Origin of the sequence: Streptomyces sp. NPDC088400 (genome assembly GCF_044753355.1) — a bacterium.
In the GTDB taxonomy this organism is placed as follows: Bacteria; Actinomycetota; Actinomycetes; order Streptomycetales; family Streptomycetaceae; genus Streptomyces.
In genome coordinates this window covers 1-26,940 of the sequence record NZ_JBIVMZ010000003.1, presented here as the reverse complement: position 1 = coordinate 26,940, position 26,940 = coordinate 1, and the positions used below count along the sequence as shown (strand labels likewise).

The following is a 26,940-nucleotide window of genomic DNA, read 5'->3' as shown; positions in this document are numbered from 1 at the left end:
ACTGCCCATCCGGCGCGCCACATGCGGTCCAGCCGCCGGCGCTGGGCGAGGACTCCGAGGCATTGGATGGTCGCCTGTGAAACACCGCGCCGGGGACCTCCACCGCCCGCGAGTCTCTGGACTACCAGCTCGACTCCCGAGGCCGGGCTCACCGCGTCTTCCAGGAGAAGATCTCGACCCGCGCCAAGAAAGAGGCCGGATCTCGAGAAGGCAGTCACCCTGGCCCGCGCGATCCGCGCCCGCCTCCGGATCGGTGAAGAGTGCGGGACGGTCATCTACGCACACAGCCACCGGGCCTGACAGCTCGTCTCTCTTGTCCCTGCGCTTTCCCGGCTCTTGGCCCTTTACCAAGAGCCGGGACAAGCGAGCGACAACACTGTTCGGCCCCTTCACCGCAGCTCAAGGCCCCGTGGCAGCGTGAGGGACGCAAGGCATGCAGCTCCCGCGAGGCAGCCGACGGAAGTCTGGCTTTGGAGGCGAGTGGGCTTCAGCGGCGGCGCAGGCGTTTGTCGGTGATCGGCGGGGTGGGGTCGATGTAGAAGTCGCCCGGATTCACGTCGACGCCGGGCGGGACGATCTCGTCGATGCGGTCGAGGATGTCGTCGCCGAGTTCTACGCCGGACGCGGCGAGGAGATCGGTCAGCTGCTCGGGGCGACGTGGGCCGATGAGTACCGCGGTGACCGCCGGATGGGCACGGACGAAAGCGGTGGCCAGATGAGGCAGCGGCAGGCCGACCTCAGCGGCCAGAGCGGTCAGTTTGCGCACGGCGTCGGCCTTGGCCTGTACGCCCGGCTGGGTGAGATCGAACATCTTCGCCCCCGCGCCTGCGCTGCGGTGCCCGGCGGTGGGATCCGCGCGGCCTGAGAGCCAGCCGGAGTTGAGCGGGCCGAAGGTCAGCACGCCCATGCCGTAGCGCTGGGCGGTGGGCAGCACCCGGCTCTCCACACCGCGGGTGAGGATCGAGTACGGCGGCTGCTCGGTGCGGAAACGGTGGTGGCCGCGCCGCTCGGCCGTCCACTGGGCCTTCACGATCTCCTCGGGGGAGGAGAACGAGCCGCCGATGGCACGGACCTTCCCGGCCCGTACCAGGTCCGACAGGACGCCGAGGGTCTCGTCGATGTCGGTGTGCGGGTCCGGGCGGTGCATCTGGTACAGGTCGACGTGGTCGGTGTCCAGGCGGCGCAGGCTGTCCTCCACCGCGCGGCGGATCCAGCGGGCCGAGCCGCCGCCCCGGTTGGGGTCCTCGCCCATCGCCAGCCCGAATTTGGTGGCCAGGACGATGTCGTCGCGGCGGCCCTTCAGCGCCTTGCCTACGATCATCTCCGACTCGCCGCCGGAGTACACGTCGGCGGTGTCGATGAGGTTGATCCCGGCGTCCAGTGCCGTGTGGATCATGCGGACCGACTCGTCGTGGTCGGTGTTGCCCATCGCGCCGAACATCATCGTGCCGAGTGCGTATTCGCTCACCGACATGCCGGTGCCGCCGAGAATCCTGCGCTTCATCAGGGGTTCCTCCAGGTGCGTGCTTGCTTCCCCTCAGACGAGCACCGCTCGCGGCCGGGGCGGGAGACCCGCTCTGACCGGGGGTCCAACAAACCCCCTTTGGCGCAGCTACCCCCGGGTCACCCCGGTCTACGGTGGTGGCATGGCCCAGGAACCGAACAGCGAGCTGCGGGACTTTCTCCGCTCGCGCCGCGCGAAGATCACCCCCGAGGAGGCGGGCCTGGTACCCCAGCCCGGCACCCGCCGCGTTCCGGGCCTACGGCGCGAGGAGGTCGCCCAGCTCGCAGGCGTCAGCGTCGACTACTACATCCGCCTGGAGCGCGGACGCCACCTCAACGTCTCCGCATCCGTCCTGGACGCGATCGCCCGAGCCATGCGCCTCAACGATCTGGAGCGCGCCCACCTGTTCCGGATCGCCAAACCGGCCCGCGCCCGTCCTCGCACGCTGCCCCCGCAGCGCGTCCGCCCTGGTCTGCGACTGCTGCTCGACAGCCTCACCGACGTCCCCGCCCTCGTCTACGGCCGCCGCATGGACGTCCTGGCCGCCAACCACCTCGCCCGCGCCCTGTACACGGACTTCGAGGTCCTGCCCGCCCGCAGCCGCAACATGGCCCGCCTGGTCTTCCTCGACGACCACTTCCGGACCCTGTACGCCGATTGGGAAGACGCCGCCCGCGGTATCGTCGCCTCACTTCGCCTGTACGCAGGACGTCGCCCGCATGACCCCGCCCTGGCCGAGCTCATCGGCGAACTGTCCGTACAGGACGCGGATTTTCGCCACTGGTGGGCCGGCCACGACGTGTTCCAGCGCACCCACGGCACCAAACGCTTCCACCATCCCGTCGTCGGCGACCTCGTCCTGGGCTACGAGGCCTTCGCCGCCGCCGACGACCCCGAGCAGACCCTGGGCGTCTCCACCGCCGAACCAGGGTCCCCCTCCGCGGAACGCCTGAAGCTGCTGGCCAGCTGGTCCCGGTCTCCGCAGCACCCGGTACCAGCCGCACAACCGGACGCCCCACGGCCCTGAAGCCGCTCGCCGCAGTCCGGGCCCGGGACCGCGTCGAGCAGGGCCCGGGTACCGGTCTCGACCAGGGCCATGACCTCCGCAGCCGGGCCCGGCTCGGCAAGCTGCTGGCCTTGCGCGTCGCGCGAGCGGCTGCCGGGGCGGGAGGCGGGGTCTCAGCGGCCTTGATGCCCAGCGCCGTCAGCCGCTCCTGTTGCTCGGCGACAGCTGCGCCCAGGTGCCCGGCTCCTGCTGCCACCACCGCCACTTGCCCACGTCGTCGCCCTTGAGACGACATCCGGCGCGATGTAGTGCAGGACGCCGTCGGCATCGACGAGGTCGGCGGGCACGCGGTAGTGGCGCTGCCGGTCCAGCGGCCAAGGGCAGTTCCAGTCCGAGGCGATCGCGGTCAGCTGTTTCGCGCGCTGCGCCGCCCGGTCCGCGTCCTTCCCGAGACCGCCCTTCCGGCGGAGGTTGGCCGTGTGCTGCCCGACCGGCGCCATCGCGCCGCGAGCAGTTTAGACAGGCGCTCGGCTGGGGTTTCCAGCCGAGCGTTTTGCGTGGGTGGCTTGTTGAGTTCGGCGGCGACGGCGTCGAGGTCTTCGCGGGCGTGCCGGGCCAGGTTGGTGCCCTTGGGGAAGTACTGGCGGAGCAGGCCGTCGGTGTTTTCGTTCGAGCTCGTCTTCGATGTCGGCCTCGTCCTCGAAGTGCACCGCGTGACCGGCGTCCTCGTCCCGGAAGCCGGGTACTTCCTTCCCGACGGGCAGCCCGACGTGACTGTGGCGCGTTGACCGCGTTCGTCGATCACGCGCGTGTCGGGTAGAGGGTGTCAGGGAGTCCGCTGACACCAGATCCGCGCCTTCCGGAATTCCGGAACGCGCGGGGCGCAGGTTCGGTCCCTGCGTGGTTTCCCGGTTGACTGCCTCAGTCAGGGATGCGAGGCGGCGCCCTTCTGACGCTTGCGTTCAGTCACTGCCGCGGTGGGGACTTTCGCGGCTTCCTGTGCTGGCGCCGGATGAGGTGTGCCGTCAGTGTGGCCGGGACCGCGGCGAAGGCGAGAGCGGCCGGCCAGACGCTCTGGCTGAGCCAGTACGCGCCGATGCCGAAGGCTGCGGCGAGAACGCCCAACATCCAGTCCAGTGTGCTGGATCGAGCGGCCCTCCGCCTGGACGGCCGATGGCTCGGGGCGGCGGGGAACTGCTCCCGCAGCGCGACGGTCGGCCATCCGTCGCCGGCACCGGCCAGCAGCCAGGTCGGGTCCATGTGCTGCCATCGCTCGAAATCCGCGGTCAGCCCGTCGATCGGCCCGCCCGCGGCAGTGGGGTGACCGGCGTCGATACGGGCCAGGTCGGCCAAGGTCTCCGTGAACAGCAGACGCATGTCACCTTCACCGTCGTGGGCCAACGCTCCTGTCCGCAGCAGCACGTACGGACCGAACCGGGTGTCGATGAGTGCGGCGAACGCGTCGAAGACGGGCGAGAATCTCGGGCCGACCCGGCTGGTCAAGGCGGGTTGCCGGGCGCGGAGGTGCGACAGTGCCGTCTGCTGGTCGACCACCAGGTATGGGTAGGTGGCCTCGCCCCACTCGCTCAGTAGCTCCGCGTGCTCGTCGGTGCCGGCGTCCTCGGTGTCGGCGATCCTCGCTTCCAGGAGGTCTCCGGGGCCGAACATCGCCCACCACAGCAGCGGAGGCCAGTTCTTGGCCTCCAGTTCGGCCGCTCCGTCGAAGAATCCGGCCCATTCACCCGCCGACCCGTCCGGCATGCGGGGTTGTCGGGCACTGTCCAGATAGACGCGAAGACTCACCAGCGGTTCCCCCGCCTTCCCTTGCGGATGTCCGGGTATTGGCCGCCCGGTGCCGGGCGGCCAATACCGCAGGCGCAGACATAAAGGCTACGTCTGCGGTCCCAGCCTCTCACCGCTTGCCACCATGGCTGTCACCTGCGCCGGCCGGGGTGCCGTCGCCTCCAGCGAGCGTCCCGTACGACGGCCTCCCGCCCCGGCGGATCGTCTCGGCGGACCCGTCACGGCGGCCCGGGACGCCGTGCTCACCGCGGCGTAGCCGCCGGCCTCGGAGCCGGCCGGGAGCGGCGAGGGGCCCCAAGGGCGGATCTCCTCTTGAGCGTGGAGGCTCCGATTTCGGCGAGCGTTTCGCAGAGGCTCTGGGAGGTGGCCGGTCCTTGCCCAGTGCGTGGTCTTCGGAGCGCGGGACCGTGATGTGGATGGCCGGAGGCCTGGTGGAAACGGTCAGGGAGCGATCCCCACGCCGTCGATCCGGCTCCACGCCCGTTCCTGCGCCGCGGTCATGGCGGGCCAGGCGAGTCCGCCCGGCCGGGGCAGGATCCGCGAGGCGTACGGCGCGGGATGGAAGGCCGGGTCGTAGAAACACCCGCTGCCGTAGCGTCGGTCGAAGGCTTCGCAGGAGGCCGCGACCGAGCGCGGGGTCGGTTTGTGTCCGTCGCGTACCCAGGCGTTCAGAGCCGCAAGGGAGTTGGCGTACTCGGAGTCGCTCAGCGCGCTGTGCTCGGTCTCCTTCGTGAAGGTCTGGACGAGGTTGCCGTCCCTGCCGGCGCCCTGAAGAGTGGCGCGGTAGGCCGCCTCGTGCTCGACAAAGGCCGTCGGGTCGTCGATCGCGTGCAGGGTGAGGACCGGGATGGAGACCTTGCCCGTGAGGTCGCTGTCGTAGGAGAGATCACGACGCGCAGTGGGGTCGGCCGAGAACCGCTCGACACCCGCGTTGAGCGCCTTGTCGTCGTGAGAACCCGTGTACCGCACACCCTGGTTGCTGAAGGGATTGCGGCCGCCGAGTCGGCTGGAGACGATGTCCCGGAAGGTGAAGGTCGAGAACTGCAGATGTGACTCGAGGGAGCGCTCCGGGATGCGAGTGACGGCGAGGACGTCGTCGAGGTTGCGCTGCTGCAGCGCGGTCCGGTCCCCGGGGGCGGAGTCGTACCCGGTGCACTCCCGCAGGCGGGCACGGAGTCCGTTGCTCGTCAGGGTGGAGCCCGCGCGCAGTCCCTGCCACAGCGGGTACTGCGGCTCGGCGGGCCGGGGATGATTGCGGCAGTAGTACTGGTAGACCACCCGTAGGTCGACACGGTAGTCGTAGCCGCGAGAGCCGCCGCCGAGGACGCCGTTCGTCAGCAGCGCGCCGTCGTAGGCACCAGGCCGCGCTCCGTAGGTCTCCGCGACCTTGGCGGCGACGTTGCCGCCCCAGGACTGGCCGTGCACATAGGTCCGCTTCGGCTTGCCGAACTCCGAGACGAACAGGCGGCGCACGTTCTCGGTGTCGGCGGCGGCCATCCGCGTCCCGTAGCCACCGCGGCGGTAGGAGGAGGCAGCCCAGGCGTATCCCTCGTCGACCATCACCGCCCAGCGCTCCAGATCGTCGGTGCTGCGGGACGGGTCCGAGGAGTCGCCGAGATCGGGGCCGCCGTGCGCGTGCACGACGAGGGATCCGTTCCAGCGGGCCGGAACGGCCATCGTGTAGTGCGCCCCGTTGCTGTCCTGGCCGGTGTAACACTTCGCCTTCCCGACCAGATTGGGCGGGCAGGTGGCTGCCGCGGGCTGTGTGGTCTGTGCCTGGGGCACGGGGGCGTTGCCGAGCGTACCGAGGAGTGCTACGGCGAGCCCGGCGGCCAGCACTGCCGGACGGTAGCGATGGGCCGAGAGTCGTCGACGACCCAGTACGGGCATGTCAAGTGTGTTCAAGGGAGCGGCTCCTGTGGATGCGCTGCGTGAAATTGCGCTGCGATCCGGGATGTTAGGAAGCACCGCGTGTGGGGACTACCCGTTGGTCATTGCGTTCATAGTGTTCGCGTCCTCCGCCCAAGGCGTCCCGTCCGCTCTCGCTCGGACTGCCGGTGCAGCAGATCACCGCCGCGCTCCACGGTACGGAGACGCGACGCAGCGCTGCCACGGATCACCCGGCCGCCGCAGTCAGCACCGCCGGGCATGAGGAGTCACCTCGATGACATCGTTCACCGGGCCGGAACAGCCCGACGGAGAGCCGCCGATCAAGCGTGGCCGCAAGCCGCTCGGCGGGAGCGATGCTGCGGCCTGCCGGAAGCGCGCTCCCGGGACAGCGAATAACCCTCTGAGGCTGCTCCATGACCGCACCCGTGTCCCCGCGGTCGTCTCATGGAGAGATCGATCCGGGATGGGTTCCGGTGATGCGTCAGGGACACGCCAATTTATCCGAGTAAGGGGACGGCGGTGTGGATCTCCTGTCCGCGCGAGCGGCTCCGCCTCTTCGAGGAGTGCTCTATCCGGTCCACGCCATAATTGTTCGGAAAACGCGGACCGTTGATTCAGTAAGGCGGACGGTGCACTCTCCGGCCCTTCTCCCTTTTTCCGGAAGCACCGGAACCGATGTTCGAATGCGAAGGCCGCGAGCGTCTCGATTCGGATTCTGAATGCGCTGTTGACCGGCGTCTGGCGGATCGTCATCCTGATCACGTGGGGAGGAGTGCCTGTCGCGCTCCTGCCGGGACGTACACGGAGGCGGCACAGACCCTCTTCGGGCCGACGGCGCCGTTCCGTCTCGACATCGATTCTTGAGATCACGGAGAGGATTCACCTGTGCCGGGCAACAAGTCCGACTTGAAGTCGCTCAGGGCGACGAAGTACACCTCGTCGCTCCGCCGGGCCGGTGCCATCGAGCGATTACGTGGCTCCGGTTTCCGCGCGGGGCTCCACCTGCTGGACCTGCTGGAGCAGGCGCGCGGCAGGCAGCACCAGCTCCTGCCGCCCCGCCGCTACCGTCGCTTCATCGGCAACGGCGACTTCCTCAAGGTCGGCCGTGAGATCACCGCCTACATGCGCGACGAACTGGGCATGAGCCCGTCCCACGACGTGTTGGACGCCGGCTGTGGAGCGGGCCGCATCGCGGTACCCCTGACAGACGTGCTCACCGAAGGCTCGTACCTGGGCTTCGACATCGTGCCGCACGCGATCGAGTGGTGCAGCTCGGCGATCACTTCCCGCCACCCGAACTTCCTCTTCGAGCACGTCGACATCCGCCAGGAGATCTACAACCCCGAGGGATCCCTCTCCGCGTCCGGCTTCCGCTTTCCCTCGGATGACGCGGCCTTCGACATCGCCGCTCTTGTCGGGCTGATCAGTCACCTGCTGCCGGAGGAGGTGGACAACTATCTGGCGGAATCCGCGAGAGTGCTCCGGCCCGGGGGACAGTGTTTCGCCACCGCCTACCTGGTGGACGACAAGGTGGCCGAGAACATTTCCCGCGGCAATACCGCGTTCAGCTTCACGCACGATCGCGGCGATTACTTCGGGCATTCGGAAGACGAACCGACGTACGTCATCGCCTATCGCCTGGAGCACATTCAGGCGGTGGCGGCACGAGATGGTCTGCACATGCGCCGGGAGCCTCGACTCGGCACCTGGGGCATTTCCGCCGAACGGCCCGCTTCGATGGACCTTCTCGTCCTCGAACGCGCCTAGCGACACGTCACGTTGCCGCCGTCCCGCCTTTCGCGCGGCGGCTCACCAGAGAGGAACTCCTTCCGTTCATGACCGAGAACACCACCACATCTCCCCAGGACGGAGAAAACCCCGGCGTCATCGTCATCTCGGGCATCTCCGCAGCGGGTAAATCGACCGTCGCGCAGGCACTCGCCGAGCGTTTAACCCGTTCCGTCCACGTGCGCGGTGACTCCTTCCGCCGCATGATCGTCAACGGCCAGGTGCACATGACTGCCGATCCGCTGCCGGATGCCCTCACCCAGCTCAGACTGCGGCACCAGCTCGCCGCCGCGTCCGCCGACGCATACTGCCGCGCCGGGTTCACGGCCATCGTCCAGGACATCCTGCTGGGTGAGCATTTGGCCGAGATCACCGAGTCCATCACCAGCCGTCCGCTCGCCGTTGTCGTGCTCTCGCCCGACCCGGACGCCGTCGCGGAACGCGAGGAGAAGCGGGCGAAGTCGGGATACGGGCCGGACTGGCAGCCGCGTGACCTGGACAAGGTGCTGCGGGACAGCACGCCCAGGATCGGGCTCTGGCTCGACACCTCGTCGCAGACCGTCGATGAGACGGTCGACGAGATCCTGGACCGGGCCTGGACCGAGGGCGCCGTCTCCTGAACGACTCATGGGCCGGACCGGCCGGCGACGGAGGATCTCCCCCTGCGCGTCCGGCCGGTCCGGTCTCCCGTGCGCGCTCCAACGCCCCTGAGTAGGAACCGCGTTGCGCACCATTCGAACAGCATCGGTACGGGCAGCCGGTGGGTGTCATCGGCCTGGGCTGCATGGGCATGTCGTACGCCTACGATCCCGCCGGGCGGGACGACACCACCTCGGTCGCCGTGATCCACCGCGCCCTCGATCTCGGTGCCACCTTGATCGACACCGCCGACGTCTACGGCCCCCACACGAATGAGGAATTGGTCGACCGCGCGCTCGCCGTCCGCCGGGAGCGGGCGTTCCTGGCTACCAAGGTGGGTTTCGTAGCCGGCGGGACCCGGCTGCGGCGTGACGGCCGGCCCGAACACATCCGTGCCGCGATCGACGCCAGCCTGCGCCGGCTGGGCACCGACTACGTCGACCTGTACCAACTGCACCGGGTCGACCCCGAGGTGCCGCTGGAGGAGACCTGGGAGGCCATGGCCGAGGTGGTGAAGGCCGGCAAGGCGCGGATGCTGGGCCTGTCGGACGTGACGCCCGACCAGGTCCTCAGCGCCCAGGCCGTGCACCCGGTGGCCTCGGTGCAGAGCGAACTCTCGCTGTGGACCAGGGACAGGGCGGTGGAACTGCTGCCGTTCACCGCCCGGGAGGGGATCATGCTCATCGCGTACTCCCCGCTCGGCCGGGGCTTCCTCGCGGGCCGGTTCGGCTCGGCCGACGACATCCCGGCCGACGATTTCCGGCGGACGATTCCACGTTTCCAGGGGGAGAACTTCGCGGCGAACCTGCCGCTCGCCGAGGGTGTGCGCGAGGTCGCCGGGCGACGCGGCCTCACTCCCGCCCAGGTCGCCCTGGCATGGGTGCTCTCCCGAGGTGAGCACGTGGTGTCGATCCCCGGTACCAAGAACCCCCGCTACCTGGCGGACAACATCGCCGCCGCCGACGTCCGGCTGGACGACGCGGAACTGGCGCTGCTGGACGCCCTGCCGGAACCGGCCGGAGCCCGCCAATGATCCCGTACGCGGCCGGCACGGCGCCCCCACGCGGTCCCGAGCCACGCGGACGCCGTACGAAGGAACCTCTCTCCGTGTCCGGAACTGACAGGTTCACCCTCCGCAGAGGTCTCCGTCGCCGTACGTGAGGCACCGTGGATCTTCATCGCGGAGTTGCTGGCCAGCTGCCTCTACGGCGTGGCTCCGGTCGCCACTTCCTGGGTGCTGGGCCACATCACCGAGGGCGTGGTACTGCCCGCGTTCGACACCGGCCGGACCACCACCGCAGCGCTCGTCGGCGCCGGACTCGCGATCTTCGGGGTGGCGATGCTCCGCGTGGTCGGCGTCATCGGACGCCGGGTCGGAGCCGGCATGATGCAGTTCCGGCTCCAGGCCACGTACCGCCGCAAGGTCGTGCACCGCTATCTGCGGCTCCCCCCTCTCCTGGCACCGGCGGCACCCGGCGGGGCAGTTGCTCTCCAACGTCAACTCGGACGTGGAGGCGGTGTGGTCGCCGATCGTGCCACTGCCCACCGCGATCGGCGTGGTGGTCATGCTGCTCGCCGCCATCGTCTCCATGACGCTGGTGGATCCGGTGCTCGCCGGGGTGAGCCTGCTGGTCTTTCCCGCGATCGGTCTGCTGAACGTGTTCTACCAGCGCAGACTGTCGCCCCTGGCGGCACGCGCACAAAGCCTGCGTGCCGAGGTCAGCGATATCGCGCACGAGAGCTTCGACGGTGCCGTCGTCGTCAAGACCCTCGGTCTGAGGCCCACGAGACACAGCGGATGACCGTCGCCGCGGAACGGCTGCGCGATGCCAACGTCGAGGTGGGCCGGACCCGCGGCCGCTTCGACCCGGTGCTCGACGCCCTGCCCAACCTCGGCATCCTCACCGTGCTCGCCGTGGGTACGGTGCGGCTGGCGGCCGGAGCGATCACCGTGGGCGAACTCGTACAGGTGTCCTACCTCTTCACCATGATTGCCTTCCCGGTAAGGGCGTTCGGCTGGGTGCTGGCCGAACTGCCCCGCAGTTCCGTGGGCTGGTCACGGGTACGGCACGTCCTGGACGCCGAGGGCGAGCAGCCCATGGGCGAGCTGCGGCTCTCGGACGCCGGTCCGATCAGCCTGGACACGCGCGGCGTGAGCTACGCCTACGACAGCGGCAACGTACTGCACGACGTGACTCTTCGGGTCGGTTCCGGGCGAACCGTGGCCGTGGTCGGCCCGACCGGCTCCGGCAAGTCGACGCTGGCGGCGCTCATGGTGCGGCTCGTCGACCCGCATGAGGGCAATATCCTGATGGACGGCAAGGACGCCCGTGAGATGCGGTCCGGTGAGGTGTCCTCGGCCGTGGCGTTCGTGCCGCAGGAGGCCCTGCTCTTCGACGACACGGTGCGCGGCAATGTGCTGCTCGGCATGGAGGTTCCGGACGAGCAGGTATGGGAGGCGCTGGAGGCGGTGCAGGTCGCCGGTGTCGTGCGATCGCTGCCGCAGGGGCTGGACACCCGGGTCGGCGAACGGGGTGCCACGCTCTCCGGCGGCCAGCGCCAGCGTGTCGCCCTGGCCCGTGCCCTGGTGCGCACGCCGCGGCTGCTGGTCCTCGACGACGCGACGTCAAGCATCGATCCGCAGATCGAAAGCCTGATCCTCGGACGCCTGCGGGAGGCGCGGGTGCCGTCCACGCTGGTCCTGGTCGCCTACCGGCAGGCCACCATCGCGCTCGCCGACCACGTGGTCTACATCGAGCGCGGACTGCGACGGAGTCCTGAACACTGGCCGCTGTGACCAGGACCGCGAGCAGCAGGCCGAGGGTGTCGGTGATGATGCTCCGCTTGCGGCCCACGATTTTTTGCCGGCGTCCGTGCCCGGGCTGGTGGCGGGGACGCTGGTGGACGTTTTGACGCTCTGCGCGTCGATCACGCAGTCCGACGGAGTGGCGTTCCGGCCCTCCTTTTGTCGCATGCGCTCTCGCAGCAGGCCGTTGAGCTGGGCGAAGATGCCTTCCTTCTGCCACTTGGCGAAGTAGCCGTAGACGGTTTCCCAGGGCGGGAAGTCGTGCGGCAGGTAGCGCCACTGCACACCGGTGCGGTCCACGTACAGGATGCCGTTCATGATCTCGCGCAGGTCGTGCTCGGGAGGCCGGCCGAAGTTCAGGGCCGGCCTCGGCGCTCGAAGCGCCAGGCCGCCAGCACCGGCTCGATCAACTCCCAGTAAGCATCGGACAGATCACTCGGATACGCACGACGTTCAACCATACTGCGGGCATACCGCCCATATGAGAGTGCGCCCAGGCGTGTGTTTCACCCGAGGAAGCACAGCACAGAACCGGGCGTCTTGGAATGAGACAGGCGCAAGCCGCCTCCAGCCCCAGCTGCCACCCCACTCGGCACGTCAGGACCGACCAACCCGCCAGCCCCCTCAACACCACACCAACACACCGAACAAACACGGCGACAGCAGGGCACTAGTGCCGCATCAGGCAACGTTCGCGCTGTCGTGACGTGTTGCCCGGGTGCCGTGTTTGAACGGCATCGACCTGGTGACCGGGCTATGCCGAATTACACCGTGATGAGGCGTGTCGCCCTGGTGGTGCAAGGACGGAGTGGTCAGTTCGCATTGCCGAGGACATCACCAGCTGCCGCGCGGAAGCCTTTCACGGCCTGGTAGAGGGCGTGCTCTCGCTCAGCGGCGAGAGCGGTGTCCACCACCTTCTGGGAGGAGTCTCCTGAATGGGCGTTCTTCACCATCCGCCGCATCACGTTGGAGAGGTCGCCGGATGAGTGAGCCACACGGTCGGTCGCTTCCGCTATCGAAGGCGGACCTTCAAGACTGACAACTTCAACGGCACGATGGACGTCTCGCGCCAGCGCGACGAAACGGTGGACCTTCTCGTCCACATCCCGCAGGTCAGGAGTCTCTGGCTGGAGCGCGCCCAAGACCGCGTCCATGGCGATGTCTCGATCGTGAAGAGTACCGAGGTAGTTCGCGTAGGCGTCCCTGCGATGCTGCCTACGCGACTGGCGGAACTGCGAGCGTGCGGTAGCACGCCCGTTCACCATCGCCGCGCCGATGGTGGCGAAAGAACCTACGGCGGCGCCGAGCAGCGCGGCGAGTCCAGCATCCATGATTCCATTTTGCCTTTTCCTCTGATCCGTCAGCAGCCAGGTCTGCGGCCCGGCATGGTCTGGAAGCGGGCAGTCAGAATGATCATGTGGCTGAACGCGTGCAGGTCCGTGAGATCGATGACGACGAGGGCAGACGGCTGCTGCGGATCGTCCGCCGGGGCACCGGGTCGGTAGTGACCTGGCGGCGGGCCCAGATGGTGCTGCTGTCCGCCCAGCGCATGCCTGTCGCGAAGATCGCCGAGGTGACGTTCACCAGCGCGGATCGGGTCCGCGATGTGATCCACAACTTCAACACGGGCGGCTTCGACTCGCTCTACCCAAAATACAAGGGCGGGCGGCCGAGGACGTTCTCGCTGCCCGAGCGTCGGGAGATCAAGAAGATCGCCAAGTCCAAGCCAGCCGAGCACGGCCTGCCGTTCTCGACCTGGAGCCTGGCCAAGCTGGCCGACTTGCTGGTCGCCGAGGGGGTGGTCGACGACATCAGCCACGAGGGCCTGCGCATCATGCTCCGCGAGGAAGGCGTCTCCTTTCAACGCATGAAGACCTGGAAGACCTCCCGCGACCCTGACTACGCGGCGAAGAAGGCCCGCGTCGAACACCTCTACGCAATCGCCGACGGCGAGGTGATACCCGACGACGGCGAGCCCGAAGTCGTGTTCTGCCTGGACGAGTTCGGACCGCTCAACCTCCAGCCCCACCCCGGCCGGCAGTGGGCCGAACGCGGCGGCCAGCACAAGGACCCCAAACGTGAGCCCCGGCCCCGCCGACGGGCGACCTACACTCGCCCGCACGGCGTGAGGCACCTGTTCGCCGCCTACGACCTCGCCAAAGACCAGCTCTACGGCCACATCAAGAAGACCAAGAACCGCTTCAAGTTCCTCGAGTTCTGCCGCTACCTGCGCTCGCTGTACCCAGCTGACGTCCGCATCGCCATCGTCTGCGACAACTACTCACCGCACCTGACGACGAAGCGGTGCCAGCGGGTCGGGGCCTGGGCCTCGGCAAACAACGTCGAGATCTCCTACACCCCGACCAACAGCTCCTGGCTCAACCGGATCGAGGCCCAGTTCACCGCCCTGCGGTACTTCGCCCTCGACGGCACCGACCATCCCAGCCACAAGGCCCAGGGCAGCATGATCCGCCGCTACATAATCTGGCGGAACAAGCACGCCACCCATGAACGCCTACGCGAAGTCGTCAGCAGGGCGAACGTTGCCTGATGCGGCACTAGAGATGAAAGCAACCTCTCACCACGCGTGTGTGTGGACCAGGTGAAAGGCCGACCGCTGGGCCTGTGTTCGGCACTACCCTTTCGGCGGTGAATCTGAGCTACGAGGGGGAGAACACGACATGCAGCGGGCTCTGAGTGCTTCGGTGCTGGAAGCGGTCAAGACCCTGGGCGGCTTCCTCATCGTTCCCCTGTTCATCGCCTGCGTAAGTCTGTGGAATGGCCTCCCCAGCAGTACGGACGGGCCGGTCAAGTGCGGCGACCGCATCATGCGCGTCGACGATGAATGCGTCATCGGCACGCAGGTCGGCGCCTCCGTCGGCGTTGGAGCGCACTACACATACGATGAAATGATCGCGAAGCGCGCCAGAGAAAGCCGAAGCAATCCCGGCATGTTGGCTGTGGGCGGGGGCCTCATCGCCTTCGACCTCGCCGTCGTGGCCGGGTACACCGCCTACCTGCGCCGCATAGGTATGTGACAGCTCCTCGGAGGCGGGCCACCCGGAACCAGATGCTCACCGTCTTCGTCAACGCAGGGTCGCCCCCCGCGGGCTCGCGACCAGTGCGAAACCCTGGACCTCTTCACCCTCAAGTCTTCTCCAATCCATTAGAGCCTTGCCCCCTGACTATGGGGATTGGGTTCGGCATGCGGTTGTCGTGGGTCGTTTTTTGTGCGCAGCGTGCGTGTCCTGAGCTGGGGGTTTCTCAGTTGTAGTGGGTCGTTTTTGGTGCTGATGGTGCTGCTGGGTGGGGCTTGGCGGGGTATCGCAGGTTCCTGGCCTGGGGGTTGTGCAGTTTGTCTGGGTGGCATCCAGGTGGATTGGGCCGCTACTTGAAACGCGCACGGGGTGTCTCTCGGGTGCGGGGTCATGCCGCGGTGCCGGAGTCTGGGGGGTGGAGTCTGGCCGGTGGCGGGTCGGTGCTCGCGGAGTGCTTGAAGGATGTTGGCGTGGTGTTCGTTGGCGGAGTTGTTGCTGGTCTGGGTCTGGAGGAGGGGGTCCAGGCGTGTGTAGAGGTCGTCGAGCCCGAACATCGCGTCGAGGCCGGCCAGGACACTCCCGTCGATCAGGCGGTGCGGGCGTGACGTGGGGTGGAGGAGTTTGCCCAGGAGGGGGAGCGGCTCCCATCCGTTGTTGAGGCGTTGGCGTAGCCAGGGGCGCAGGCTGTCGGGGTGGGTGTGGCGCCACATCCAGATCAGGTCGGTGTCGGACTCGGTGAGTTCCTCAGCAGGTCTGCCCGTGGTGGGCACGAGATGCTGGGCGATCTGCTCGGTTACGGCGTCGCGGGCCTGAAGAGACCAGTCTTCGGCGGTCTGTACTTCCTCGGAGTCGTTGTTGTCCGGGTTGGTGACGCGGTGCAGGGTCCGGGTGGCCAGGACCGCTCCGTCGGGGGTGGCGGCCATGGCAGCCAGTACTGGGGCCCTTTGTTCTGGTGGGAGGTCGGTGAGGAGGTCCCGGGCCAGGAATTGCATGCTCATGCCGCTGTTGACCAGGCCCATCATTTCCGGTTCGGCGGTCAGTTGCCCGTAGCTGTCTGCCATGGCCTTGAGTAGCGCGGCGGCGGGGAGGCGGATGCCGGTGCTGCGGCGCTGCTCGATTCGGCGCGTGATGCGGTGGGTGTCGTCACGGAGGCGGAGCAGTAGTTCGGCTGCTTCCTCTCCAGGGGCGTCGGCGGTCAGCTGGGCCAGGGCCTGGTCGAAGGTGGCTTCGGGGAGGTCGTCGTCGGGGACGCCGAAGACCATGTATCGGTCGAAGTAGTCGGCGCTGCCGATCCCGCGGCGCTGGGCGGCGGCTTTCGTGTCGCTACCGTTGCCGAGGTCTTGCTGGACTGTTGGGAACAGCAGGGCCAGCAGGTTGAGCACGCCTTTGATGTGGTCTTCGGCCACGCTGGCTTCGCGCAGGCGGTGGCGCCAGCGTTCGGCTCGTTCGCCGGGCTGTTGTGTGCTGTGTCGCTGTGCTGGGTCGATGCTGGTGCCGGTCAGTTCGGCGCGGTGCCGTCTCAGGAGCCGGTAGACGCCGGGCTCGTTGGTGCGCAGGAAGGTGACGATGAGGAAGTCGACGAGGTCCACGTTGCCGGTGAGGGAGCTGAGGGTGGCGTCGGCCTGTCCGAAGTAGCGTTTGACGGCCCGTGGCGTCTGCAGCCTGTCCTGCAGGTGCCGGAAGTAGGCCTCGGAGAAGCGTCGTTCCTCGCTTGGCGTCATGGACAGGCTGTGTGAGTCCAGGAGGGCGTTGAGGGCGCGGATGCTCATGGCGGCGGCGGCGGCGTCGCGTTCGCGGAACGCGGGAAGGTCGAGCCGTACCTGGATGATCTTTTCCAGGAACTCGCGGGCCCTGCCTTCGCTGTTTCCTACGAGGTCGCTGCGCTGCAGGACGTCCAGCAGCGTCTGCTCGTCGAAGCTGATCAGGTAGTAGACGTTGGGTAGATGGCCCACCAGGCGCACCAGCTTGAAGACAAGGAGCAGCTCGTCGGGGGTGAGGCGGTCCAGGTCGTCCATGACGACCAGGACGGGTTGCCCCGCCTGCCGCAAGGCGTCTTCGGCTTTTCGTTTGGCGGCCGAGGCGCTGGTGTCGCCGGTGATGCGGTCGCTGAACGCCTGGATCAGACCCTCCGAGTCCAGGCCGGCCAGCGCGGTGAGCTTGCCCAGGGGGCTGATGGCTTGCCCGAAGCCACCGATCCTCTGGCGGACTTCCGACCAGCGTCCTTCCTTGGGCAGGGCGGCACGGATCTCGCTGAACAGCGCTGCGGTCAGCGATTCCAGGTCGGAGTACAGCCATGGGTTGAGCTCCGCGATCAGCCAGTCCTCGCTGCCGTCCTGTCGCTGCAGGAGGCGTATCACCTTGCCCAGGACCGTCGACTTTCCGGAACCCCAGGAACCGATCAAAGCCAGGACGCCGGTTTCGGTTTGGGCCCGGACGCGCCCCCAATGGGACCTGCTGGGAGCACTGCCCTTGAACCACCCCCTCGCCTACCTGCTGCGCCGTCCCCGCAGGGCGTCGCAACATGCCTTCAGCAGGGGCCTGCACAGTGCCTACCTGTTCTGGCGCCGCCACGAGCACCTCGACGTCCCCCACGGATACACGCACGAGCAGAACGGCTACAGCCTCCACCTGGGGCGCTGGATCGCGGCACGACGCCAGCACGTAGCCCAGCTCAGAGCTGAAGAGCTCGCCGCCCTCGAAGCCCTCGACATGCGCTGGATCCCTCACCCAGGCTCACCAGGCCCGTTCCTGCTGAAGACATCACGCCTTCAAACTCATTGACGTCCGCCCCTCCCTAAAGAGGGGCGGACGTCAACTCAGGGACTTCACACAGCCGTTGGCTGTGGGCATACGTTCCCCGGTTGGTCTTGAGGGCGGGGCGACCCCCGGCATGGCGGAGTTCGGGTGGCTCCGCTCTCGTGTCCGGGGCCACCGTCGTTACAGGATCGGCTCCGTCACCGTCCTTACACCCTGTCCGGGGCCTGCGATAAGGCTTGCTCTCTGGAGGCCGTCGCCGAATCTCTCCTGCACGGATCAGACGTGCATACCGCTGCGGGTCCGGATGATTCGTGCCAATCAGGGGTGCGGCCCCAGCAGCGAGCCAACGGACGACCACTCGGCCCTGATCGGCGGTTCCACAGACCGAGCCGAACAAGGACGCCGGCCGCTGACACCCGGCGCGGCCCGGACGACCGCCCTGGCGCTGCCGGCTTCACCCTCTGCACCTGCCGCAGAGCGTGTGCAGTAGACGTGCCTTCACCGTCCTAGAGAACTGGAGACCAGGCCACGCACCGAAGGCCCTGAACCCGAACTGCTGACTCGACTCACGCCCGGCGCCGATCTCGCGCATCGCACAGAATTCTCCGTCGTTGTACCGAGTGCCGCAGCCCGCGGTGAACATGAGAGAAGGCGGATCATGACTTCATCTTGCAGCGCCGTCAGGACAGATCCCTGGGCCGCATACGAGTGGGTGCTCTGGCGGATCCGTGTCGACGACCCCGAACAGCGGATCAGCGAGCCCTACCACTCGGAGGGCATGGCCTTCCAACTGCCCGAGGACAGCCGGAAGGTGATGGTCGACTTCGCCGGGCATCTGGGATGCGTCTACGAGGGCAGCCGGGACGACGGAACCTTCGGCAGTGACGGCGACCCGTATTACCTCTGGTGGGTTCGTGTGCCACAGGCATTGCATACCCGACGCGGTGCGAGGGGCTGGCCCTTGGCGGTCGAGGAATGCCAGCAGCAGCTTGACCGGATGTTCGCAGACCAGCATGCGTGGGAAGTCGTCGTCGACGGGCCTCTGACCCGAGCCTTCCACGATGGGAAACCGCTGCCGCTCATGCGCTGACCGAGCCCGGAGCGACGCGTCCTGCCGGGCAGGGCGGTCCGTCCACTCGGTTTATCCGCGAGCTGTGAGGGCTCAGCCCACCCCGCAGCCCGCGAAGCCCGCACCCGATGGAGCGACACCAGCCCGCTCCATCGTGCCGGGGCGGCCGTCCTCGCCCATCTCGAATCCACCGGCCATGCCTCGACGGCGCGGCGCGTCGGGGGCGAGTTGACAGGCCTCGCAGCCGCGATTGCCGCGCTGGTCAGCGAGTCGGCCTGGGACTTGCGACCGGTGGCGCAATGTTGCGGGATCGGCTGGCGGCCATCGCCTCTGAACTGGCCGGGCACATCACCGCCATGTCGAACGCCCCGCATTCCGGGCGGCTCATCCTGTGCCCGGAGCCGTCGGCCTGGGTGACAGAGACACGCCCGGAGCAGACCTGCGTCCTCGCGGCTGCCAACAAGGCGGCTGAGGTTGCCCAGGCCGACGACGTCGGTTCTCGGCGATCAACATGCGAGCTCTCGTTGTGACGTGGTGCGGGCCACACGAGGTCGGACGATGGGCTGACCTGGCGAACACGGTAGTGGCCCACCAGCGAGAGAGTCGAGGTCGATCCCGAGCAGCGCCCAAGCCCTGTGAGACGGCCTTCCCTATCCCTTCGGTCCGTGCAGCCACCGGCCGGCACCGCGCTCAAGACCATGAGGGACGGCAGTTCACCGCTCCCACCGCCGCGCGTACAGCCCTTCACCCGGCTGTACGCCGGCCACTCCGTCTTCTTGCTCTGGACTCCTGGCCGTATTCTGCCAGGGGCAGGCGGGGAGGCCGTCAGTGTGGGGGCAGTGCTGCATCGTGGTGCAGCATGAGCTCGAACCAGACGACCTTCCCAGTGGACAATCGGGTCGCGCCCCACCGCCGGGCGAGCCGATTCACCAGGAACAGGCCATAGCCACCCTCGTCCGTGTCCCGTGCCCGGCGCTGCCGGGGGAGCTGCGGCGAGTCGTCGCCGACCTCGCAGCGCAGCACGTCGGTGCGCAGGAGCCGCAGGGTCACCGGCCGATTCGCATACCGGACAGCATTGGTGACGACCTCGCTGACGAGCAGTTCCAACGAGTCGGAGAGCTCTTCGAGTCCCCAGCGGGCGAGGGCTTGCCGGGTGAGGCGGCGGGCACGGCCCGGTGCCGCGTCCTCCGGCTCCAGGAACCAGTAGGCGACATCGCTTGGGGTAATGCCCTCAAAGCGGGCGGCGAGCAGCGCGATGTCGTCGTCGCGGTCGCCTGGGTCGAGGATGCCGAGAGCTTCGTCGCAGAGGGCCTCCAGCGGCGGCGACTGGTCGGGACTGGCCCGCTGCCCGCTGTCGGCCAGACTCTTCCGTAACTGCTCAATGCCCGTCCATACGTCCTTCATACGGCTCTCCACCAGGCCGTCTGTGTAGAGGAAGAGCGCAGAACCCGTTGGAGCGCCCAGTTCGACCGATTCAAAGTCGACTCCGCCGACGCCGATGGGCGCACCGGGCGGCACCTTCAGCACCTCCGCCCAACCGCCGGGGTGCAGCAGGATGGGTGGCGGGTGGCCCGCGTTGGCGATAGTGATGCGGTGGGCGACCGGGTCGTAGACCACATAGAGGCAGGTGGCCATCCGGTCCGCGCCGAGCCGCTGCGCCTGCTCGTCGAGGTGGTGCAGTACCTCGTGCGGCGGCAGATCCAGCCCGGCCAGAGTCTGGGTCGTAGTCCGCAGCTGGCCCATGATCGCGGCGGATGTCATGGAGTGGCCCATGACATCGCCCACGACCAGGGCGACCCGGCTGCCGGGCAGAGGGATCGCGTCGTACCAGTCGCCGCCGACCCGCGCAGTCTCCGCGGCCGGCAGATAGCGCGAAGCCAGCCGCACACCCGCGGGCTGGGGCAGATTCTCCGGCAACATGGTGCGCTGGAGCTCGTCCGCGATCAACGCCTCGCGGCCGTACAACACCGCCTTGTCGATCCCCAGAGCGGCCTGCGTCGCGAGCTGTGCCGTCACCTGCAGATCGTCGGGTACGAAGGCATGCCTGCCCGGATCACGCACGAAGACCGCGGCACCGATCACCCGGCGGCGACCGCGGAGCGGCGCGAGAATCACCCGATCCCCACTGGGCGGACGAAAGTCCCCGCCCAGTAGCTCGGACAGCGCGGCGCCGACCGCGGGAAGATCGCCTAGCACCGGCCGCACACCTCGAAGCACCTCCGACAGCGCTCCTCCCGAGCGGACCTCGCTCAGTTCGGACACGGGGCCCAGCAAGAAGGAGGGCCTCCCCTCGCTACGCCCGAACCGCAGTACGAACGGGCGCAGAGGCCGCTGGTCACCGACCGGCAACGGATCACGAAGGTAGACGAGAATCGTGTCTGAGAACGTGGGCACGGTAGCCCTGCAGAGCGCAAGGACGACTTCGTCGATGTCCATGCCGCCGGAAATACGCCGGGCCGCAGATCCGACGAACCGCATGCGGTCGGATTCCCTCTTCACCACCAGGTCTGTCCCCGGACCATCACTCCTGGTCCGGGAGTTGTTCGGGGTTGTTCCGAAGAATTCGTGGGTCCCATTGATCTTCCAGGCAGGGGCCGTTCCGGTCGGATCGCCAGCTGTGAAGTCCCCCCGGCTCACCGCGCCAGGGTCGCCGACGGTGCTCTGCCACCCGAGTTCATCCGCAGCCTCTTTCACCGTCTCGTGCTCGCGGTCGAGCACGAGACGTGCCCTCTTGAGCGCTTCGTCCACCTGGTCGAGTGCACTGTCCTCATCGGATCCGCCACGGACCTGCCGAGGAAGATGAACGCTCTGATCCGGCTCGGGCGGAGTGCCAGGCATGTCTGCAGCCCTCAGGGCTCGCAGCTCGGCCTCCAACGCGAGAATCCGGCGCGCCGCGACATCAGCCAGGGTCTGAGCTTTCTCCCTTTCGGCCTCAGCGCGAGCAAGTTGCAGACCGAGATCCCCTTTTTGAGCTCTGGCGCGTCCCAGACGGTGGCGCGTCGAGCTTATGTCCGTCACATCGGGATTCGGATCCGCGTTCAAAGCGTCCAGGCGGCGAGTCAGTTCAGAGACATGGGCCTGTGTCTGCCCGAGAAGAGCGAAGAGAACGGTCGCGACCTGCAGCGACTGGTTTCGCGCGCGTTCACTTGCCTCGAATGCCTGTCTCACTCGGTTGAGTTCTTCCAGCGCACCGAGGGCTCGTTCCTGGGCCTGCAAGAGATCTCGCGCGGACACCGCTGGTTCGCCGTCTGCCGCAACCACGGTCGGGTGTGTTCGAGCGGCTTCCCACAGGACACGAGCAGGCTCCAGGCGGCCATCGGTCACGGCTTGGGCTTCCCGGCGAAAGCACACGTCCGCGACTGCCTCGACCAGGTCCCAGGTCAGTCCTTGGCCTGCGAGCCTCTCCCGTAACTTCCGGAGTTCCGGAACCGTGCCGTCGTGGAAGTGCTCGGTGGTGAGCCGGGCGTGCAACTGAGCAACATTCAAGGTGGCCTGGTCCAGCCATGATCGGACGACAGCGACGAGTTCGTCGATCTCGGTGCACGGCCCCTTGGCCGGCCCCCACGGACGGCCCGGCCGTTTCGCCCCAGTCACTTCTGACGCCCCTTCACGGGTTATCGCGAACAACCCCGTGTTGTCGGCGGAACAACATCCAACCTGCCTGTGAAGGCTTGTCGCAGGTGGATCCTCGAATTGCCTTTGAGTCAGTAAATCCTCCAACTCCAGGCACGGCCTGCCCGACACGAGAGACATCAGATCATGGACATCCTCATCGCCGCCCTGCCGGAGCTCGTGGGAGCCCTCGGCTCCGCCGCGATAGCCAGCACCGTGGTGTGGTGCTTCCGGGCCTGGCGACGACAGCGTGCCAGAGACTCCACCGCCACGACCCCCGCAACCGTCACACTTCCGGAACTCCTCGCTCACCCACAGAGCACCTCGGAGACGCAAAGCGCAAAGGCTAAGCACTACACACTACTTGGCACGTCTGCCGGCGACGGCAGCCCCGTACAGCTGACGAGCACGCGGCCCCCCGGAACCATCATCACCTGGCTCACCAGGGGCCACCGTGAGCGCTTCGAACTCACCGATGTACAGCTCTATGACGGGACGTTCGCCGCCGAGCCCGTCGACCGCTACGAGGCAGCCCGGTGAGCCGCGCCGTCTTGTGCGCCGAAGACACCCGCCCTGTGCACCTCCTCTGGGGGCCTGCGTAGGCGTCTGTGGTTGTAGTGGTCCTCGATGAAGATGACCAGGCCGGACGCGGTGGCGTGGCCGGGTGCGGAGGCGGGTGCCGATCGCTTTGAGCAATGCTCAAGACCTGTGGATCAACCTCGGGTTGGACGCGAAAGGCGTACCTTCCCGATTGATCCTGTGATGGTCACCGAGTAGGCCCGCGTTCGCAGCGCGGGTCGGGAAGGCACGCCCGTGCTCAGCGTAATCAATGCCGACGGCAGCACCCCGAACGGCTCCCTGATCGACGAGATCGTCCGTGAAGGGGCGAGGCGGATGCTCGCCGCCGCCCTGGAAGCCGAAGTCAATGCCTACATAGCCGAGTTGGCTGATCATCGGGACGACCAGGGCCGTCGTCTGGTGGTGCGCAACGGCTATCACCAGCCCCGGTCGGTGACCACGGCCGCCGGGGCGGTGGAGGTGAAGGCCCCGCGGGTGAACGACAAGTGCATCGAGGAGACCACCGGGGAGCGAAAGCGCTTCTCCTCGGCGATCCTGCCACCCTGGGCACGGAAGTCCCCGAAGATCAGCGAGGTGCTGCCGCTGCTCTACCTGCACGGCCTGTCCTCCGGTGACTTCGTGCCCGCGCTGGAGCAGTTCCTGGGCAGCTCGGCCGGTCTCTCGCCGGCCACCGTCACCCGCCTCACTACCCAGTGGCAGGCCGACCACAAGACGTTCGGCGAGCGCGACCTGGCCGGATCCGACTACGTCTACGTCTGGGCCGACGGCATCCACCTGCGTATCCGCCTGGCCGAGGCGAAGTCCTGCGTCCTGGTGCTGATGGGCGTGCGCGCCGACGGCACCAAGGAACTGATCGCGATGGCCGACGGCTACCGCGAGTCCGCCGAATCCTGGGCCGACCTGCTGCGCGACTGCGCCCGCCGCGGCATGCGTGCGCCCGTGCTCGCCGTCGGCGACGGCGAGCTCGGCTTCTGGAAGGCCCTGGCCGAGGTCTTCCCCGAAGCCCGGCACCAGAGGTGCTGGGTTCACAAAACGGCCAATGTGCTCAACGCGCTGCCGAAGTCGGCCCAGCCAGGTGCCCGCAAGGCCCTGCAGGACATCTACAACGCCGAGGACCGCGAGCACGCGCTCAAGGCGGTCACCGCCTTCGCGCATGCCTACGGCGCGAAGTGGCCCAAGGCGGTGAAGAAGCTCACCGACGACGTCGAGGAACTGCTGGCGTTCTACGACTTCCCGGCCGAGCACTGGATTCACCTGCGCACGACCAACCCGATCGAGTCGACGTTCGCGACGGTCCGGCTGCGGACGAAGGTCACCCGGGGGGCCGGCAGCGCGGCCGCAGCCCTCGCGATGGTGTTCAAGCTGGTCGAGTCCGCCCAGGCCCGCTGGCGGGCCGTGAACGCACCCCACCTCGTCGCCCTCGTGAGGGCCGCAGCCCGCTTCGAACGCGGCCGGCTGGTCGAGCGCCCCGAGGCGGTGGCCGCGTGAACCGGTCCGCGATCCTGATCGACATCGGCGGTGTCCTCGTCCCGGATCACCTGACCGCAGCCGCTGCGGAGTGGAGCACCCGACTCGGGATATCCCCGCACGCCTTCCTGGCAGCCGCGGAGCTGAGACAGGCCGCCGTCCGCACCAACCGAGCCACCATCCACAACTCTTGACAATTACTCACCGGGCCTTGCACCACGCAGCACCTCAGCCGCCTGGCAGAAGAACCTCGACGCTCTCGGCGCCGCTCCCCGCGTCCTTGAGCTACCGAAGAGCGATTGCGCTCGCGCCCGAGCGCCGGCCGCTGCCCGTCAGCTTTGCTCCGGAGTCGGGCCGTGTGAACCTGCGGCGGGCGCAGCGCTGGTACCCGCCGGGCGGCCTGCTGGCTAGGCTGTGGCCATGGACGGGTTTCGGGTCACGTATACGGTTGAGTGCGCGGAAGTAGTCGCGCAGCTCTCTCCTGAGCGGCGCATACTTCTGGATCGCGGTCTCGCAGTCCTCGCCCGCGACCCGTATCACAAGGCCACGGCGCCCATCGGTACTCACGAGGACAACCGGAAGGCGCAGGTCGCCCCGGGGGTGTTGATCGAGTACGTGGTGGCTCACGCCGTGATGGTCGTGGTGGTCCTGACCGTGTTCGATGACAGCTTGTACTTGCTCGCGGACGACGAACTGGGTAGTGGCGGGGACACCTGACCACGCCCGATCCGCTGGCGCTGCTGCTGCTGCGGGCAGGGCGCTATCGGTGTCGCCACAGGTCATGCAGTGACTGGACATCGGCTTCGAGGACATCGCGGAGGTCGCCCGGGTCATCCGGCAGTTCGAGACCGAGGCGGGAGGCCGCCTTTCGGAATGCCGGAAGGATGCCGGGATCCGCGACAGCGAGCACCGTCGACAGCAGTGGCTCGTCCGAGGGAGTGTCCCGGTCGACCTGGTACAGAAGTTCCGCCTGATCTCCGGGCTGCAGCCCGGGCAGCGCGGCAGACCCGAGCCGGCTGCGCAGCGTTGCCCACGAAGAGGTGCTCTGCTCGCGAGCGGTTTTCTTCAGGGCCCCGCGGACGGCAGCAGTGCTCTGTTTCAGCTTCGCGGCATGTGCCCGGTCCTGTTCGGCAATCGTCTCCAGTCGTGCGAGCGTGGCCGCGGCCTCCTTGGCCTCAAGCTCTGCCGCACTCGGCCGGTCCTTCGCCGGTTTCGGACTGCCGGTGCTGACGGGCCTGGTGTGCAGCTTCGGCATGATGATCCGGGGAGCTGCGGAGCTGGTTCCTTTGCGGGGTCGTGAGCGCGGTTTCGAGGCCGTCCGCTGGGAAACGAGGCTGGGCCGCACGCCGACTCCGCGCTCCAGGCGAAGCAGTACGTCACCGGCGGCGCGCATGAGTTCGTTCTCCTGGAGGGTTGCTCCCGCACGTGTGGCGGCTTCGGCACGTTCCAGGCGCAGCCGTAGCCTCGTCACACTGCGCCCTTCGGCGACGGCCTGTTCGAGGTCGTGCATGACGGCGTCCCGGTCGTATCCAGAGCGAGGGTCGCTGGCCGCGCCTCCGATGACCGCTGTTGCGGCCGTCGGGGCGGCCGGTGTCGGCGTTCGGAGGCCGATGGGGCACCGGGTTTCGCGCAGCCGACGGATCTCCTCCACTGCCGGGGTGGACAGGCCGTCCGGAGTCAGTTCGCATTCGCTCGGCTCGTACCAGGTCACGGCAGTGTGCGTTTTGGTGCCGACCTCGACACGTCGGCGGGTGCCGTCGGGGACACACCTGATGAGGTTGATGTACCCGTGGCGGGCCAGCGGCACGGCCAGGTCTTCCGCGAGGTTCTCGGCGACCAGGACACGGGCGGCGTTGTAGGTGGCCAACTGGTCACGATGGTCGTCAGAGAGCAGTACCCGAAGCCCGGCACCATCCTGCGGGGTGAAGAGGACCGATCCGGCGACCGTGCCATCCATTGCGCGCCGAATCTCGGCGGTGGCGTGACGATCCTGTTCGGCAAACCAGCGGAGCAGGTCCTGCTTGATGTAAAGGTGATCCGCGCTGGCGACCCCGGAGGACTTCCTGCCGCAAGGGGAGGGGTCAGCGGCATTCGGCCGATGGGCGAAGTGGCAGGCCCGGTCGACGTACAGCTTTGTCGTCAGCTGATGCCCACACCCGCCCAGCCACGTCCCACACCAATAGGTCACACCGACGTGCACCCGCCGGAATTGATCCAGCTCGATTGCCTCCATCGGCAGGACCACCGGCGACTCCGAGTCCGCGTCACCGGTCACCGCTGTCTGCACTTGACGCTTGTCCAGGGCCATACGACCTCCAGCTCCACCGCTGCGAGACGCCCACCCGCCCCGCAGCCGATTCAGGGCAGCCGATCAAAACGTCGCCCCCCTACTTCCCGACGGTAGCGGCCACCTCTGACACAAGGAGGCACCTTGCCGCGGTTGTTGAGTGGCCCGCACGAAATGAAGAGCAGCGAGCTGGCCTCTGGTCCGCGCGTGCCGTCGACCCGGAGTTCCAGGCGAAGATCGACCGGCAGAACGAGAGTCCGCGCTGCGGAAGCCGGAAGCCGCATTCGGCGACGGCCAGGCCGCTCTCGAAGCACTTCGTGAGAAGACCCGCGCGGTTGATACGACCCATGCCCGAGTGCTGCGGAGGTTGGCGGCCGAACGGGCGGGCCCGAAACCCGTGTCCGGCTGGAGCGTTCAGCATGACGTCGGTCCACGTACGGCACGGGCAGACAGCACAGGAGGCAGCGCGATGGTCAATTTGTTCCATATTTTACATATTGCGCGCCTTTTCGGTCACGACCCGGCCCGCCGATTCCTCGTTCTCCGCCGCTACGACCGTCCGGCGGGCGACGAGTTCAGCCCCACCGAAAGGCCTCAGGCCTAGGTTCTGTTTCTCGGATCTGGTGACAGGGCTTGGTGTGCGGGTCCAGGCTCGGTCATGTGACTGGACGAGGGGCGTTGACGAACGCGGAGTG

At 67.8% G+C, this 26,940-nt stretch carries 25 protein-coding genes and 2 pseudogenes; 16 read left to right on the top strand and 11 right to left on the bottom strand.

Features of this window, described 5'->3' with window-relative positions; translation table 11 throughout:
* Window positions 1-487: 487 nt before the first annotated feature.
* On the bottom strand, window positions 488-1,504 hold the full coding sequence (locus tag ACIQD6_RS08205; protein WP_401879665.1) for an aldo/keto reductase: 1,017 nt from the start codon (window positions 1,502-1,504) through the stop codon (window positions 488-490).
* Between the two features lie 142 nt (window positions 1,505-1,646).
* Between ACIQD6_RS08205 and ACIQD6_RS08200 the strand changes: the two genes are divergently transcribed.
* On the top strand, window positions 1,647-2,531 hold the full coding sequence (locus ACIQD6_RS08200) for a helix-turn-helix domain-containing protein (protein WP_401879663.1): 885 nt from the start codon (window positions 1,647-1,649) through the stop codon (window positions 2,529-2,531).
* 152 nt (window positions 2,532-2,683) lie between these two features.
* Here ACIQD6_RS08200 and ACIQD6_RS08195 read toward each other — a convergent pair whose 3' ends face one another.
* Entirely contained in the window at window positions 2,684-3,010 is a 327-nt protein-coding gene (locus tag ACIQD6_RS08195; protein WP_401880824.1) for a hypothetical protein, read from the bottom strand.
* An 8-nt stretch (window positions 3,011-3,018) separates the two neighbouring features.
* Window positions 3,019-3,183, bottom strand: a pseudogene (locus tag ACIQD6_RS08190) (IS30 family transposase); the annotation flags it as partial.
* Here ACIQD6_RS08190 and ACIQD6_RS08185 point away from each other — a divergent pair.
* Window positions 3,170-3,298 carry a hypothetical protein gene (locus tag ACIQD6_RS08185; RefSeq protein ID WP_401880822.1) on the top strand — a complete coding sequence of 43 codons (129 nt, stop codon included), beginning with the start codon at window positions 3,170-3,172 and terminating at the stop codon, window positions 3,296-3,298. The pseudogene ACIQD6_RS08190 and the gene ACIQD6_RS08185 sit on opposite strands and share 14 nt — an antisense overlap.
* A 178-nt stretch (window positions 3,299-3,476) precedes the next feature.
* Here the strand turns inward: ACIQD6_RS08185 and ACIQD6_RS08180 are convergent, their stop codons facing one another.
* Window positions 3,477-4,313 carry a hypothetical protein gene (locus ACIQD6_RS08180; protein WP_401879661.1) on the bottom strand — a complete coding sequence of 279 codons (837 nt, stop codon included), beginning with the start codon at window positions 4,311-4,313 and terminating at the stop codon, window positions 3,477-3,479.
* Window positions 4,314-4,437: 124 nt separating this feature from the next.
* On the opposite strand from ACIQD6_RS08180, the gene ACIQD6_RS08175 reads away from it, so the two are divergent.
* On the top strand, window positions 4,438-4,569 hold the full coding sequence (locus ACIQD6_RS08175) for a hypothetical protein (RefSeq protein WP_401879658.1): 132 nt from the start codon (window positions 4,438-4,440) through the stop codon (window positions 4,567-4,569).
* A gap of 185 nt (window positions 4,570-4,754) precedes the next feature.
* On the opposite strand, the gene ACIQD6_RS08170 is transcribed toward ACIQD6_RS08175, so the two are convergent.
* Window positions 4,755-6,203, bottom strand: a complete 1,449-nt coding sequence (locus tag ACIQD6_RS08170) for an alpha/beta hydrolase family protein (RefSeq protein WP_401880736.1) — start codon at window positions 6,201-6,203, stop codon at window positions 4,755-4,757.
* A gap of 885 nt (window positions 6,204-7,088) precedes the next feature.
* On the opposite strand from ACIQD6_RS08170, the gene ACIQD6_RS08165 reads away from it, so the two are divergent.
* From ACIQD6_RS08165 to ACIQD6_RS08155, 3 genes are all read left to right on the top strand, one after another.
* A complete protein-coding gene (locus ACIQD6_RS08165; RefSeq protein ID WP_401879655.1) occupies window positions 7,089-7,970 on the top strand; it encodes a class I SAM-dependent methyltransferase in 882 nt (293 codons plus the stop codon).
* 68 nt (window positions 7,971-8,038) lie between these two features.
* The gene (locus ACIQD6_RS08160) at window positions 8,039-8,611 is read left to right on the top strand and encodes an AAA family ATPase (RefSeq protein ID WP_401879653.1); all 573 of its coding nucleotides are present in this window, start codon (window positions 8,039-8,041) and stop codon (window positions 8,609-8,611) included.
* Window positions 8,612-8,751: 140 nt separating this feature from the next.
* Window positions 8,752-9,663, top strand: a complete 912-nt coding sequence (locus tag ACIQD6_RS08155; protein ID WP_401879650.1) for an aldo/keto reductase — start codon at window positions 8,752-8,754, stop codon at window positions 9,661-9,663.
* A gap of 170 nt (window positions 9,664-9,833) precedes the next feature.
* Here ACIQD6_RS08155 and ACIQD6_RS08150 read toward each other — a convergent pair whose 3' ends face one another.
* Window positions 9,834-9,992: a hypothetical protein gene (locus tag ACIQD6_RS08150; protein ID WP_401879648.1), complete on the bottom strand. Its 159-nt coding sequence runs from the start codon at window positions 9,990-9,992 to the stop codon at window positions 9,834-9,836.
* A 122-nt stretch (window positions 9,993-10,114) separates the two neighbouring features.
* Between ACIQD6_RS08150 and ACIQD6_RS08145 the strand changes: the two genes are divergently transcribed.
* Both ACIQD6_RS08145 and ACIQD6_RS08140 read left to right on the top strand, forming a co-directional pair.
* On the top strand, window positions 10,115-10,432 hold the full coding sequence (locus tag ACIQD6_RS08145; RefSeq protein ID WP_401879647.1) for an ABC transporter transmembrane domain-containing protein: 318 nt from the start codon (window positions 10,115-10,117) through the stop codon (window positions 10,430-10,432).
* The gene (locus ACIQD6_RS08140; RefSeq protein WP_401879646.1) at window positions 10,429-11,427 is read left to right on the top strand and encodes an ABC transporter ATP-binding protein; all 999 of its coding nucleotides are present in this window, start codon (window positions 10,429-10,431) and stop codon (window positions 11,425-11,427) included. Before ACIQD6_RS08145 ends, ACIQD6_RS08140 begins: the two co-directional genes overlap by 4 nt.
* Here ACIQD6_RS08140 and ACIQD6_RS08135 read toward each other — a convergent pair.
* Window positions 11,396-11,897 (bottom strand): annotated as a pseudogene (locus tag ACIQD6_RS08135) (IS5 family transposase); the annotation flags it as partial. The gene ACIQD6_RS08140 and the pseudogene ACIQD6_RS08135 sit on opposite strands and share 32 nt — an antisense overlap.
* A gap of 351 nt (window positions 11,898-12,248) precedes the next feature.
* Window positions 12,249-12,767, bottom strand: coding sequence for a proline dehydrogenase (locus tag ACIQD6_RS08130; RefSeq protein ID WP_401879644.1), 519 nt, complete (start codon window positions 12,765-12,767; stop codon window positions 12,249-12,251).
* Between the two features lie 86 nt (window positions 12,768-12,853).
* On the opposite strand from ACIQD6_RS08130, the gene ACIQD6_RS08125 reads away from it, so the two are divergent.
* Window positions 12,854-13,987: an IS630 family transposase gene (locus ACIQD6_RS08125; RefSeq protein ID WP_401879641.1), complete on the top strand. Its 1,134-nt coding sequence runs from the start codon at window positions 12,854-12,856 to the stop codon at window positions 13,985-13,987.
* A gap of 130 nt (window positions 13,988-14,117) precedes the next feature.
* Window positions 14,118-14,474, top strand: a complete 357-nt coding sequence (locus tag ACIQD6_RS08120; protein ID WP_401879638.1) for a hypothetical protein — start codon at window positions 14,118-14,120, stop codon at window positions 14,472-14,474.
* A 128-nt stretch (window positions 14,475-14,602) separates the two neighbouring features.
* Here the strand turns inward: ACIQD6_RS08120 and ACIQD6_RS08115 are convergent, their stop codons facing one another.
* Window positions 14,603-16,876: a P-loop NTPase fold protein gene (locus ACIQD6_RS08115; RefSeq protein WP_401879635.1), complete on the bottom strand. Its 2,274-nt coding sequence runs from the start codon at window positions 16,874-16,876 to the stop codon at window positions 14,603-14,605.
* On the opposite strand from ACIQD6_RS08115, the gene ACIQD6_RS08110 reads away from it, so the two are divergent.
* Both ACIQD6_RS08110 and ACIQD6_RS08105 read left to right on the top strand, forming a co-directional pair.
* Window positions 16,773-17,255 (top strand): Helicase associated domain protein, encoded by a 483-nt coding sequence (locus tag ACIQD6_RS08110; protein WP_401879633.1) that lies wholly within the window; start codon window positions 16,773-16,775, stop codon window positions 17,253-17,255. The two genes, ACIQD6_RS08115 and ACIQD6_RS08110, sit on opposite strands and share 104 nt — an antisense overlap.
* A 634-nt stretch (window positions 17,256-17,889) precedes the next feature.
* A complete protein-coding gene (locus ACIQD6_RS08105; protein WP_401879630.1) occupies window positions 17,890-18,321 on the top strand; it encodes a hypothetical protein in 432 nt (143 codons plus the stop codon).
* An 804-nt stretch (window positions 18,322-19,125) separates the two neighbouring features.
* Here the strand turns inward: ACIQD6_RS08105 and ACIQD6_RS08100 are convergent.
* The gene (locus tag ACIQD6_RS08100) at window positions 19,126-21,138 is read right to left on the bottom strand and encodes a SpoIIE family protein phosphatase (protein ID WP_401880735.1); all 2,013 of its coding nucleotides are present in this window, start codon (window positions 21,136-21,138) and stop codon (window positions 19,126-19,128) included.
* 921 nt (window positions 21,139-22,059) lie between these two features.
* On the opposite strand from ACIQD6_RS08100, the gene ACIQD6_RS08095 reads away from it, so the two are divergent.
* The 4 genes from ACIQD6_RS08095 (at window position 22,060) to ACIQD6_RS08080 (ending at window position 24,675) form a co-directional block, all read left to right on the top strand.
* On the top strand, window positions 22,060-22,452 hold the full coding sequence (locus ACIQD6_RS08095; RefSeq protein WP_401879627.1) for a hypothetical protein: 393 nt from the start codon (window positions 22,060-22,062) through the stop codon (window positions 22,450-22,452).
* A 273-nt stretch (window positions 22,453-22,725) separates the two neighbouring features.
* Entirely contained in the window at window positions 22,726-23,979 is a 1,254-nt protein-coding gene (locus ACIQD6_RS08090; RefSeq protein ID WP_401879624.1) for an IS256 family transposase, read from the top strand.
* Window positions 23,976-24,152: a hypothetical protein gene (locus tag ACIQD6_RS08085; RefSeq protein ID WP_401879621.1), complete on the top strand. Its 177-nt coding sequence runs from the start codon at window positions 23,976-23,978 to the stop codon at window positions 24,150-24,152. The genes ACIQD6_RS08090 and ACIQD6_RS08085 overlap by 4 nt, the downstream gene beginning before the upstream one ends.
* Window positions 24,153-24,378: 226 nt before the next feature.
* Window positions 24,379-24,675 carry a hypothetical protein gene (locus ACIQD6_RS08080; RefSeq protein WP_401879618.1) on the top strand — a complete coding sequence of 99 codons (297 nt, stop codon included), beginning with the start codon at window positions 24,379-24,381 and terminating at the stop codon, window positions 24,673-24,675.
* Window positions 24,676-24,718: 43 nt separating this feature from the next.
* Here the strand turns inward: ACIQD6_RS08080 and ACIQD6_RS08075 are convergent, their stop codons facing one another.
* Window positions 24,719-26,266: a hypothetical protein gene (locus tag ACIQD6_RS08075; protein WP_401879616.1), complete on the bottom strand. Its 1,548-nt coding sequence runs from the start codon at window positions 26,264-26,266 to the stop codon at window positions 24,719-24,721.
* Window positions 26,267-26,940: the final 674 nt, after the last annotated feature.